Genomic DNA, 10,306 nt, shown 5'->3' on the forward strand with positions numbered 1-10,306 from the left:
TCGAACGGGAGGCTTATGACAGCAGTCGATCCGGTCTGCGGGATGAGCGTGGACGAAGCGCGGGCCGCGGCCACGGTGGCGCACGGGGGGCGAACGTATTTTTTCTGCGGCACGCGCTGTCGGGACCGTTTCGTGGCTGATCCGGCGGCATTCCTGACGCCGGCGGGCGCCGATGCCGGGCCGCCAAGCTCCGTCTCGCACTGTTCCCAGCACGCACCAGGAGCGCGTCCCACAGCACCGGCCATGCCCGGCGCGATCTACACCTGCCCCATGCATCCCGAGGTGCGGCAGGACCATCCGGGCGACTGCCCGCTGTGCGGCATGGCGCTCGAACCCCTGCTGCCGGTGGCCGGCCCGGTCGACGACACTGAACTCAAGGACATGACGCGCCGCCTGTGGATGAGCGCCCCACTGGCCGCGGCGGTGGTCGCGATCGCCATGGGCAGGATGCTGCCGGGCGTCGGTGGGTGGTTCGCGGGTGTGGCGCCGGCGCGCGTCTGGGTGTGGCTGGAACTGCTCCTTGCGACACCGGTGGTGCTGTGGGCGGGGTCGTTTTTCTTTGTCCGCGCCTGGCGCTCGCTGCGCACCGGCCACCTCAACATGTTCACGCTGATCGGCCTTGGCGTCGGCGTCGCCTATGGCTACAGCCTGGTCGCGGCGCTGGTGCCGGGTCTGTTTCCGGCGGCGTTTCGCGGCCACCATGGCCTGCCCGAGGTGTACTTCGAGGCCGCCGCGGCGATCACGGCGCTGGTGATCCTGGGGCAGGTTCTGGAGCTGCGCGCGCGCAGTCGCACCGGCGCGGCCATCGCCGCCCTGCTGGGCCTGGCACCGCGCACCGCGCGGCGGCTCGCCGCCGACGGCAGCGAGCAGGACGTGCCGCTCGACACGGTGCAGGTGGGCGATCGCCTGCGCGTGCGGCCGGGCGAGAAGGTGCCGGTGGACGGGCTGGTGCTGGAGGGCGCGACCGCGGTTGATGAGTCCATGCTCACCGGCGAGCCGCTGCCGGTGCGCAAGGCCGCCGGGGATGAACTCATCGGCGCGACCGTCAACGGCACCGGCGCACTCGTGATGCAGGCCCGGCGGGTGGGCGCGGACACGCTGCTGGCGCAGATCGTGCGCATGGTGGCCGAGGCGCAGCGCAGCCGGGCGCCGATCCAGAAGCTCGCCGACGCGGTGGCCGGCTGGTTCGTGCCGGCCGTGGTGGCCGTGGCGCTGCTCACCTTCGGCGCCTGGGCGTGGCTCGGGCCACCGCCGGCACTGGCCTACGCGCTGGTCAACGCGGTGGCGGTGCTGATCATTGCCTGCCCGTGCGCGCTGGGTCTTGCCACGCCGATTTCCATCATGGTCGCGACCGGCCGCGGCGCCGGTGCCGGCGTGCTGTTCCGAAACGCCGAGGCGATCGAGGTGCTGCGCGACATCGACACCCTGGTGGTCGACAAGACCGGCACGCTCACCGAAGGTCATCCGGACCTCGTCAGCGTCGAGGCCGCGGCCGGCTTCGCAACCGACGCGCTGCTGACGCTGGCGGCGAGCCTTGAACGCGGCAGCGAGCACCCGCTCGCCGCCGCCATCGTGCGCGGCGCGCAGGCACGCGGCGCGCGGCTGGTCGAGGCGACGCAGTTCGAATCGCTTACCGGCCGGGGTGTGCGGGGTCTCGTGGCCGGGCGCACGGTGCTGCTCGGCAATGCGGCCCTGCTGGCCGACGCCGGCATAGCGCCTGGCGAGTTCGAGGCGCGCGCCGATGCGCTGCGCGCGCGCGGCCAGACCGTGATGTGGGTGGCGGTGGACGGGGCGCTCGCCGGCCTGCTCGGCGTGGCCGACCCCATCAAGGCGTCGACTCCGGCCGCCATCGCGGCGCTGCACGCCGAGGGACTGCGCATCGTCATGCTGACCGGCGACAACGCCACCACGGCGCGGGCAGTGGCCGGCGAACTCGGCATCGACGAGGTCGTGGCCGGCGTGTTACCGGACCAGAAGGCCGCCAAGGTGCGCGAATTGCAGGCGCAGCACCGCAAGGTGGCAATGGCCGGTGACGGCATCAACGACGCGCCGGCGCTGGCCGCGGCCGAGGTCGGCATCGCCATGGGCACCGGCACGGATGTGGCCATGGAAAGCGCCGGCGTGACGCTCGTGAAGGGGGACTTGAACGGCATCGTGCGCGCGCGGCGCCTGAGCCGCGCCACCATGGCCAACATCCGCCAGAACCTCTTTTTTGCCTTTGCCTACAACACCCTCGGCGTGCCCATCGCCGCTGGAGTGCTTTACCCGCAGTTCGGCCTGCTGCTGTCGCCCATCATCGCGGCCGCGGCCATGAGCCTGTCGTCGGTGTCGGTGGTGGGCAACGCGCTGCGCCTGAACCGGGCGCGGGTGTGAGAGCGCGCTCGCCGTCGCCCATAGCGCGCTGAAGCGCCGCGGGGGTCGCGGGCGCAGGCGATGCGCCTCGCCGGTAGGTGCTGGCGGGCTGGACTTCCATGGGAAGCAACCAGACGGCCCATCCGCACAGCAGGGCCCACAGCGGTTCGGTGAGATCCGCCCGCTGGCCTGGCATCACAACCTGCAACAACTCCAGCATCGCCAGCCACAGTGCAAGGCCAAGGCTAGCCGGCAACGGCCGTGCGCCCTCCACGCGCAATAGCCACAGCAATCCGGCATAGAGGAACAGGCGACCGATCAGGGACCGGGCGTTCAGCAGCATGTTGTTGCGCAGCAAACCGGCGAATGGCACCCAGTCGGCCGCCAGCAGCGGCGCGTAGGGATCGAAAGGAAGAAGTGCCAGCGCGGCAATACCCGCGAACAGCACCAACGCCATCAAGCGGCGCCGCTGGCCATCCCCCAGCAGTTGGCCGGCGAGCGTGAGCGCCGCACCGCCGCCGAGGCCGCACACCACGCTCACGTTGACGCTTTGGCCGACCACCACCGCTTTGCCGAGCAGCAACAGGGCGGCCGCCGGCACGAACAGCAGTGCGCCCACCGCGCCAAATGCGACCGCCAACGCCTCACCCGCGGGCAAGGCCCGAATAGCGATTTCCATCGTCAGCAGCGGGGAGATTCCTTCCAGACCCGCACGCAGCGGCTTCAGGTTGTCCTTGATGTGTTGCCAGTCGAATGACGGCACCCACGGCAACAAATGGCTTGCAAACCAGGCCGCCACGATCAGCAGCGCGGCCAGCCGTGGGGTCGCGAAGTTGGCACAGGCGCGCTTGGCCAGCACCTGGAGATACAGCGTCGCCAGCACGATGCCGACTACCAGCCCGGCGCTGTTCCAGGCGGCGTCATACAGCGCAGCGGTACGCCCGTCAGTCCACAACTGCGCCACTTGCAGCGCCACGGCCAGTGCCACGCCGCACACCAGCAGCAACAGTGTCCCGCCGAGCGGCCAGCGGCGCAGCGCCATGGCGCCGCTCAGGCCGAGCGGCACGAACAGCATCACGTTGCCGAGGACGTCGCCACGGTCGATGTCGTGCGGCACGGCCAGAAGGGTCTGCCAGGGCCTCGGAGTCGCCAGCCACTGAAACGGATAGAGCGAGCCGTACGTGATCAGGGCTGCAAAGACCATCCAGACCAGTAACCAGTGGCGCGCTGAAGAGCGTCTTCGCATGACGTGTGAAATACCCAAGGTCGCCGCGGACAGCTTGCCGGCGATAATACCGGCGCCCGTTCCCCGCCCGAGTTGCCCGTGCGCTGTCTGGTCATTCGCCACGCCCCCGCCGAGTCCGGCCCGTCGGACGCCGAGCGTCCGCTGAGCGCGGCCGGTGTGAGCCTGCTGCGGCAGGTGCGCGGGCCGTTGCAGGCGCTAGTGCCGGACCTTGACCTGATCGCGCACAGCCCGCTGCGCCGGGCGCGCGAGACGGCCACCGTGCTGGCGGAGGTGTTCGCCGCGCCGCTGTGCGAAACGGACACGCTGGCCCCCGGCGAACTCGACCGGCTGTCGGCGTGGCTCGCGACGCAGTCAGGCACGGTCGCGCTGGTCGGGCACGAGGACGATTTGAGCTACTGGGTGTGCCACATGCTGACCGGTCTAGGCGGGCGGTTTTTTCATTTCGAGCGGGCCGGCGCGTGCCTGCTGGAATTCCCCGGCCTGCCGCGGGCCGGCGGCGGGCGATTGCACTGGCTGATGTCGCCCGAACAGCTCGCGCGCATGGCGCGTCGCTGAGGCCGCATGTCGGCACCTGCCAGCACGGCTGTGGCCGCCTCGCCGGGCGCCGGCTTCGACACCATCGCGGCGGTGGACCTGGGCTCGAACAGCTTTCACCTGATGGTGGCGCGCGTCAGCGGCGACCAGCTGCAGGTGATCGACCGCCTGCGCGAGCCGATACGCCTGGGCGCCGGCCTCGACGCCGACGGCAACCTCACGCCCGCCATCTGCACGGACGCACTGGCCTGCCTGCGCCGTTTCGGCGAGCGCCTGCGGCGCCTGCCGCCGGGCGCGGTGCGCGCGGTGGGCACCAATGCGCTGCGTCAGGCGGGCAACAGCGGGCGTTTTCTCGCCGACGCCCGGCGCGCGCTGGGCCACCCGATCGAGATCGTGTCCGGCGTGGAGGAGGCGCGGCTCATTTATCTTGGCGTCGCGCACAGCATTCCGGACGACGGCCGCCAGCAGCTGGTGATCGACATCGGCGGCGGCAGCACCGAGATGATCATCGGCCGTCACTATCAGCCGCTGCGCCTGGAGAGCCTGTACCTGGGCTGCGTGTCGCACAGCCTGCGGTTTTTCGGCGACGGGCGGATCAGCGAATCGCGCCTGCGCGAAGCCGAACTCGCCGCCCTGCAGGAGCTGGAACCGGTGCTGGCCGACTACCGGGCGCTCGGCTGGCAGCGCGCCATCGGCGCCTCCGGCAGCATGGTGGCGGTGGCGGACGCGTTGCGGGCACTCGGGCTCGCCAACGGCAATATCACCGCGGCGGGCTTGAAGGCGCTGCGTCGGCAGGTGCTGAAGCTCGGCCGCGTGGACAAGCTCGCGCCGCTGCAGGTGCGTGCCGATCGCCTGCCGGTGTTCATGGGCGGCTTCGCCATCGTGCTGGCGCTGTTCGAGGGACTCGGCCTCACCCGGCTCGATATCTCCGACGGCGCCCTGCGCCAGGGTCTGCTCTACGACCAGCTCGACCGCATCCATAACGCCGATATCCGCGACCGTACCGCCGCGCAACTGGCGCGCCGCTACCACGTGGACGCGGCGCACGCCCGGCGCGTGGCCCGCACCGCCCAGTACTGCCTGTCGCGCGTGGCGGCGGACTGGCAGCTCGCCGACCCGCAGCACGGGCACCTCCTGCAGTGGGCGGCGCAGCTGCACGAGATCGGCCTCGACGTCGCCCACGCGCAGTACCACAAGCACGGCGCCTACATCCTGGAGCACGCTGATCTGGCCGGCTTCTCTCGCCAAGAGCAGAAGCAGCTCGCGCTGCTGGTGCGCGTACACCGGCGCAAGTTCGCAACCGACGAGTTCGCCACCCAGGACGCCGACACCCGCCCTGCCCTGCTGCGCCTGGCGGTGTTGCTGCGCCTGGTGGTGGCCCTGCACCGCAGCCGTGCCGCGCTGCGGCTGCCGAAGTTCGACCTGCACGCCGCGGGCACCAGGCTGACGCTCGACTTCCCCCCCGGCTGGCTCGATCGCCACCCACTGACCGGCGCCGATCTTGCGCAGGAAGCGCAGTTCCTGGCCGCCGCCGGCTTCGAGCTGCGCGGGTACGACGGCGGTTCGTCTGCCCGCTCGCGCAAATGAAGCCAGCCGGGCGCGCGGCGTGATGCCTGATGGCGACGCCTGAGGCCGCGCTCGCGCCACTGCCGGAGGAGAAGTCCATGCCACGCCCCGCGCTGGCGAGTGCGCTCACCGCCGTGCTGCTGCTCGCCCTGCCCGCCGCCCGCGCCGAGGAAGTCGTCGCCGCGGTGGCCGCCAACTTCGCCGCCGCCATGGCACGCATCGAGCCCGGCTTCGAGCAGGCCAGCGGCCACCGGCTGACGGTGGTGCTCGGCTCGTCCGGCAAGTTCCTGCAACAGATTCAGCAGGGCGCGCCGTTCGACGTATTGCTGTCGGCCGATGTCGAGCGGCCGGAACTGCTCGCCAAGTCCGGCCTCGGCGTGCCCGCCTCGCGCTTCACCTACGCCATTGGCCGCCTGACGCTATGGAGCCCGGACGCCAAGGCCTTCGGCGACGGTGAGGCGTATTTGAAAACCGGCGCGTTCCGGCATCTGGCCATCGCCAATCCGGCGGTCGCGCCCTATGGTGCGGCGGCGCGGCGGGTGCTGGAACAGCTCGGCCTGTGGCCCGGCTTGCAGGAGAAGATCGTCCGCGCCGAGGACATCGGCCAGGTCTATGCAATGGCCGCGAGCGGCGCCGCCACAGCCGCGTTCGTGGCCTCCTCCTCGGTGCTCGCCGGCGGCAAGCCGGGCAGCCAGTGGCTGGTGCCGCAGAATCTGCATCCACCCCTCAAGCAGGACGCCATCCTGATCACCCGCGCCCAAAACAACCCGGCCGCCAGGGCGCTGCTCGATTACCTCAAGACGCCAGCGGCGCGCGAGGTGATCGCGGCGCTCGGCTACGACCTGCCGACGCCCTGAGATGAACCTCGACCTCGGCCCGGTCTGGCTCACGCTGCAACTGGCGGCGGTGACGGTGGCGCTGCTGCTGCTGGTGGGCACCCCACTCGCCTGGTGGCTGGCGCACACCCGCACACGGGTGAAGCCGCTCGTCGAGGCCATCACCGCGCTGCCACTGGTGCTGCCGCCGACGGTGCTGGGGTTTTATCTGTTGGTGCTGTTCGCGCCGGGCGCGCCGCTCGGCGCCGCCTGGCTGGGGCTGACCGGGCAGACGCTCACCTTCTCGTTCAGCGGCCTCGTGCTGGCGTCGATGCTCTACTCACTGCCGTTCGTGGTGCAGCCACTGCAGGCGGCGTTCGAGGCGGTCGGCCGCGGGCCGCTGGAGGCCGCCGCGGTGCTCGGCGCACGTCCAATCGATGCATTTTTCACCGTGGCGAGTCCGCTTGCGGCGCGGGGGTATCTGACCGCCAGCGTGCTCGGCTTTGCGCACACGCTCGGCGAGTTCGGCGTGGTGCTGATGGTGGGCGGCAACATCCCCGGCCGCACGCGGGTGATCTCGATCGCCATCTACGAGCAGGTAGAAACGCTCGACTTCGCCGCCGCGCACGTGCTCTCGGCGGGTCTCTTGGCGTTCTCGTTCGCGGCGCTGGTGCTGGTGTACGTGCTGAACCGCCGCTACCCGGTGCACGCCGCGTGAAGCTCGACCTCGCGCTCGCGGTGCGGCATCCGGACTTCGCGCTGGAGCTGGACGAGACGCTGGAACTGGCCGGCATCACCGCCGTGATGGGCGCGTCGGGCAGCGGCAAGAGCACGCTGCTGCGCGCGCTGGCCGGGCTCGAAACGCCACAGCGCGCGCGCATCGCGCTCGACGGCGCGGTGCTCGCCGACTCCGCGGCTGGCGTAAACCTGCCGCCATACCGGCGCGGCATCGGCTACGTATTCCAGGACGCGCGGCTGTTCACGCACCGCCGCGTGCTCGGCAACCTGCGCTTTGCGCAGCAGCGCGCCCGGCCGGCCAACGGCGCGCCGGCACCGGCGCTGGATGAGGTGATCGCCGCGCTCGATCTGCCGCCGCTGCTGGATCGCGCGGTGACGGGTCTTTCGGGCGGCGAGCGCCAGCGCGTCGCCATCGCCCGCGCATTGCTCGCCAACCCGCGCCTGCTGCTGCTGGACGAGCCGCTGTCGGCGCTCGATCTGAAACGCAAGGCGGAGCTGCTGCCCTACATCCGCGCCCTGCCCGCGCGCTTCGGCATCCCGCTGATCTACGTCTCGCACGCGGTGGAGGAAGTCGCCCAGCTCGCCGACGCGGTGCTCATCCTCACCGCCGGGCGCGTGGTGGCGCGCGGCGAGGTGCACAGCGTGCTGGAGCGCCCGGAGGCGGAGGCCGTGTCCGGCCACTTCGAGGCCGGCGCCCTGCTCGACGCCAGCGTGCGCCGGCATGTTCCGGACTACGCCCTGACCGAGCTCGACCTCGCCGGCCAGCGCCTGACGCTGCCGCACATCGACGCCGCGCCCGGCACGCCGGTGCGCCTGCGCGTGCGGGCGCGGGATGTGTCCATCGCGCTCGCCCGCGTCGAGGGCGTCAGCATCCGCAACCAGCTCGCAGCGCGCGTGCTGCGCATCGACGCCGAACCCGCCGGCGCCTACGCCGAGGTGCTGCTGGAACTCCCCGGGCCGCCCGCGCAACACCTGCGCGCGCGCATCACCCGCGAGGCGGTGGCGAATCTGGGGCTAGCCGTCGGTGCAGCCGTGTGGGCGTTGGTGAAGGGCGTGTCGTTCGACCGGCGGGTGCTCGGGCGCTGACGCCGGTGCACGGGCTCAACGCATCCACACCCACGTCACCACCGCGAACAGCGGCAGCAGTACGGCGCAGGACCAGGCGAGATAGCCAAAAAACGCCGGCATCTTCACGCCGGCATTCAGGGCAATGGTCGCCACCATTAGGTTCGGCGCGTTGCCGATGTAGGTCATGGCGCCCATGAACACGCTGCCAGCCGAGATACCGACCAGCACCGGTGCCAGCGCCGTCATCAGGTGCTGGGCGTCCCCGCCGGCCAGGTTGAAGAACACCAGATACGTCGGCGCGTTGTCGAGGAAGGCGCTGAGCACGCCGGTGGCCCAGAAGTACATGGCCGGCAGCGGCTCGCCGGTGGGGCTCGTGACCAGATCCACCACCGCCGCGAACGGCCCGTCGGCTCCGGCCCGCAGCATGGCGATCACCGGGATGATGGTGGCGAAGATGCCGAGAAACAGCTTCGCCACCTCCTTGAGCGGTGCCCAGGAGAACTGGTTGGCGGCGTGCAGCGCGCGCGGCGTGAACTGAAGCGACGCGCCCGCAATCGCCAGCAGCGCGAGATCGCGGGCGAGCTGCGGCAGCGCGACCTTGGTGCCGAACACGTCCCAGGCGATGCCGGGCTGCCACAGGCCACTCATCAGCACGCAGCCGCTGATCGCCAGCATCAGGGCGATGTTGCCCCGGCCGTCCACGCCAAACGCCGGCGTGTCCGGCGTCGGGTCCACCGGCAGCAGGTCTTCCTTCGCATACCAGTAACGGTCGATGGCGTAGAAGATCGCCAGCAGCGCCACGGACATGAACACCGTCTTGGCCCACAGGTGCTCGGCGGTCCAGAAAAAGCCGACGCCCTGCAGAAAGCCCAGAAACAGCGGCGGGTCACCCAGCGGCGTGAGCGAGCCGCCGACGTTGCTGACCAGAAAAATGAAGAACACCACCACGTGCGTGCGGTGGCGGCGGTTGTCGTTGGCGCGCAGCAGCGGGCGGATCATGAGCATGGATGCGCCGGTGGTGCCCATCACGCTCGCGAGCGCCGTGCCGATGGCGAGCAAGGTCGTGTTGGTACGCGGACTGCCGTGCAGGTTGCCGCGGATGACGATGCCGCCCGCCACCGTGTACAGCGCCGTCAGCAGGATGATGAACGGCAGGTACTCGGCGAGCAGCGCGTGCACCACGCCGGCACCGGCGGTCGCCAAACCGAACCGGCCGGCGAACGGCAGCAGAAAGGCGAGCGCCCACACGGCCGTGATCTTGCCGTAATGCATGTGCCACACATGCGGCGCGATCAGCGGCCACAGCGCGATCGACAGCAGCATGCCCGCGAACGGCAGCGCCCAGACCGCGCCGAGCGCGGCGCCGTCGAATTCCGCCGCATGAGCGGACAGCGGCAGCAGCAGCCCAAGCAGCAGAGTTACGCGGGACACGGTCATCGCCTGCAATGCCTTTCGAAACAACTCACGCCGGCTGCGGTGCGCGCCGCGCCCAGGCCTCGCCGAGCGCCAGCGTGACGCACGCCCCGCCGACCAGCGCCAGGCCGCCGGTGTTGGTCCACGACAGCGGCTCGTGCAGCCACAGCGCGCCAGACAACATGCCGACCACCGGCGTCGCCAGAGAGCCGATGGAGGTGGTCACCGCCGGCAGCGCGCGCGTCACGGTCAGCAGCGCCCAAAAACAAAAGCCGGTCGCGAGCGGGCCGTTGTAGGCCAGGATGGCGATCGACTCCGGCGTCCAGCGCAGCGCGGCGTCGGGCTCGAAAATCTGCGACAGCGGCAGCAGCGCCAGCACCGCCACCGTCTGCTGCCACGGCACCAGCGACAGCGGCGTGCCGGCCCAGCGGTGCCGGCGCACGTGCACGATCTGCACCGCCCACAGCGCGGCGCCGAACAGCAAAAGCCCATTGCCGAACAGCACCCGCCGGTCGGACCAGTCGAACCCCAGCGGGTTGAACAGCACCGCCACGCCGGCAATGCCGAGCGCAAA

General features: G+C 70.9%; 9 protein-coding genes. 6 read left to right on the forward strand and 3 right to left on the reverse strand.

Annotation, left to right across the window (positions count from 1 at the left end):
- Positions 1–15 precede the first annotated feature (15 nt).
- Complete coding sequence (locus AB7F93_RS05135) at positions 16–2,373, forward strand: heavy metal translocating P-type ATPase (RefSeq protein WP_428301805.1); 2,358 nt, start codon at positions 16–18, stop codon at positions 2,371–2,373.
- Here AB7F93_RS05135 and AB7F93_RS05140 read toward each other — a convergent pair.
- Positions 2,294–3,700, reverse strand: a complete 1,407-nt coding sequence (locus tag AB7F93_RS05140; RefSeq protein WP_428301806.1) for a VanZ family protein — start codon at positions 3,698–3,700, stop codon at positions 2,294–2,296. The genes AB7F93_RS05135 and AB7F93_RS05140 overlap by 80 nt on opposite strands.
- On the opposite strand from AB7F93_RS05140, the gene AB7F93_RS05145 reads away from it, so the two are divergent.
- From AB7F93_RS05145 to modC, 5 genes are read left to right on the forward strand one after another with little or no spacing between them, the layout of a single operon-like run.
- Positions 3,677–4,153, forward strand: coding sequence for a SixA phosphatase family protein (locus tag AB7F93_RS05145; RefSeq protein ID WP_428301807.1), 477 nt, complete (start codon positions 3,677–3,679; stop codon positions 4,151–4,153). The genes AB7F93_RS05140 and AB7F93_RS05145 overlap by 24 nt on opposite strands.
- A 6-nt stretch (positions 4,154–4,159) precedes the next feature.
- The gene (locus AB7F93_RS05150) at positions 4,160–5,719 is read left to right on the forward strand and encodes an exopolyphosphatase (protein ID WP_428301808.1); all 1,560 of its coding nucleotides are present in this window, start codon (positions 4,160–4,162) and stop codon (positions 5,717–5,719) included.
- Between the two features lie 29 nt (positions 5,720–5,748).
- Positions 5,749–6,555 carry a molybdate ABC transporter substrate-binding protein gene (gene modA, locus AB7F93_RS05155; RefSeq protein WP_428301809.1) on the forward strand — a complete coding sequence of 269 codons (807 nt, stop codon included), beginning with the start codon at positions 5,749–5,751 and terminating at the stop codon, positions 6,553–6,555.
- Position 6,556: 1 nt separating this feature from the next.
- Positions 6,557–7,231, forward strand: a complete 675-nt coding sequence (gene modB / locus AB7F93_RS05160; RefSeq protein WP_428301810.1) for a molybdate ABC transporter permease subunit — start codon at positions 6,557–6,559, stop codon at positions 7,229–7,231.
- Positions 7,228–8,337: a molybdenum ABC transporter ATP-binding protein gene (gene modC / locus AB7F93_RS05165; protein WP_428301811.1), complete on the forward strand. Its 1,110-nt coding sequence runs from the start codon at positions 7,228–7,230 to the stop codon at positions 8,335–8,337. The genes modB and modC overlap by 4 nt, the downstream gene beginning before the upstream one ends.
- Before the next feature lie 15 nt (positions 8,338–8,352).
- On the opposite strand, the gene AB7F93_RS05170 is transcribed toward modC, so the two are convergent.
- Both AB7F93_RS05170 and AB7F93_RS05175 read right to left on the reverse strand, forming a co-directional pair.
- Entirely contained in the window at positions 8,353–9,756 is a 1,404-nt protein-coding gene (locus tag AB7F93_RS05170) for a sodium:proton antiporter (RefSeq protein ID WP_428301812.1), read from the reverse strand.
- A 25-nt stretch (positions 9,757–9,781) separates the two neighbouring features.
- Positions 9,782–10,306 (reverse strand): DMT family transporter (locus AB7F93_RS05175; protein WP_428301813.1); only part of this gene is annotated, 525 nt, incomplete at its 5' end.

This window comes from Immundisolibacter sp., from assembly GCF_050250495.1.
Lineage (GTDB): Bacteria > Pseudomonadota > Gammaproteobacteria > Immundisolibacterales > Immundisolibacteraceae > Immundisolibacter.

Bases quoted from the DNA above. Each gene is read 5' to 3' on its own strand.
- AB7F93_RS05150 (WP_428301808.1), top strand. From the start codon at position 4,160: ATGTCGGCACCTGCCAGCACGGCTGTGGCCGCCTCGCCGGGCGCCGGC.
- AB7F93_RS05135 (WP_428301805.1), top strand. From the start codon at position 16: ATGACAGCAGTCGATCCGGTCTGCGGGATGAGCGTGGACGAAGCGCGG.
- modA (WP_428301809.1), top strand. From the start codon at position 5,749: ATGGCGACGCCTGAGGCCGCGCTCGCGCCACTGCCGGAGGAGAAGTCC.
- AB7F93_RS05170 (WP_428301812.1), bottom strand. From the start codon at position 9,756: ATGACCGTGTCCCGCGTAACTCTGCTGCTTGGGCTGCTGCTGCCGCTG.
- modB (WP_428301810.1), top strand. From the start codon at position 6,557: ATGAACCTCGACCTCGGCCCGGTCTGGCTCACGCTGCAACTGGCGGCG.